Origin of the sequence: Pseudomonas putida (genome assembly GCF_028682475.1) — a bacterium.
Taxonomy (GTDB): Bacteria; Pseudomonadota; Gammaproteobacteria; order Pseudomonadales; family Pseudomonadaceae; genus Aquipseudomonas; species Aquipseudomonas putida_AG.
In genome coordinates this window covers 1-1,003 of record NZ_JANHLE010000080.1, presented here as the reverse complement: position 1 = coordinate 1,003, position 1,003 = coordinate 1, and the positions used below count along the sequence as shown (strand labels likewise).

Here is a 1,003-nt window from a genome sequence, read left to right as displayed (position 1 = left end):
CGCGGCGTATCCAAAACCTGTCGATGTGAACACCCATCACACCCTTCCCGACTTCATCCGCAACCGTGGTGGGGTTTCGCTCAAGGTTGGCGACGGCATCATCCACAGCTGGCTGAACCGCATGCTGCTGCCGGATACCGTCGGTACCGGTGGTGACTCGCACACCCGTTTCCCGATCGGCATCTCGTTCCCGGCCGGTTCCGGCCTGATTGCCTTCGCCGCTGCCACCGGCGTCATGCCGCTGGACATGCCGGAGTCGGTGCTGGTGCGCTTCAAGGGTAAACTGCAACCAGGCATCACCCTGCGCGACCTGGTCCATGCCATCCCTTACTACGCCATCCAGCAGGGCCTGCTGACGGTGGAGAAGAAAGGCAAAATCAACGCCTTCTCCGGCCGCATCCTGGAAATCGAAGGCCTGGACGACCTGACCGTCGAGCAAGCGTTCGAACTGTCCGATGCCTCGGCTGAACGTTCCGCTGCCGGCTGCACCATCAAGCTGCCTGAAAAGGCTGTTGCCGAGTACCTGCGTTCGAACATCACCCTGCTGCGCTGGATGATCAGCGAAGGTTATGGCGATGCCCGTACCCTGGAACGTCGTGCCCAGGCGATGGAAGCCTGGCTGGCCAACCCGGTCCTGCTGGAAGCCGACAAGGACGCCGAATACGCCGAGATCATCGAGATCGACCTGGATCAGGTGACCGTGCCAGTGCTCTGCGCGCCGAACGACCCGGACGACGCCCGTCTGCTGTCGACCGTTCAGGGCGAGAAGATCGACGAAGTGTTCATCGGTTCGTGCATGACCAACATCGGTCACTTCCGTGCTGCCGGCAAGCTGCTGGACAAGGTTAAAGGCTCACTGCCAACCCGTCTGTGGCTGGCACCACCGACCAAGATGGACGCTCACCAGCTCACCGAAGAAGGCTACTACGGCATCTACGGCAAGGCTGGCGCGCGCATGGAAATGCCGGGGTGCTCGCTGTGCATGGGTAACCAGGCACGTGTA

At 61.7% G+C, this 1,003-nt stretch carries 1 protein-coding gene; it reads left to right on the top strand.

The genetic code is table 11. The features are described from left to right. On the top strand, positions 1-1,003 hold a 1,003-nt coding region (locus NPS47_RS25205; RefSeq protein WP_274297427.1), incomplete at both ends, for an aconitase family protein.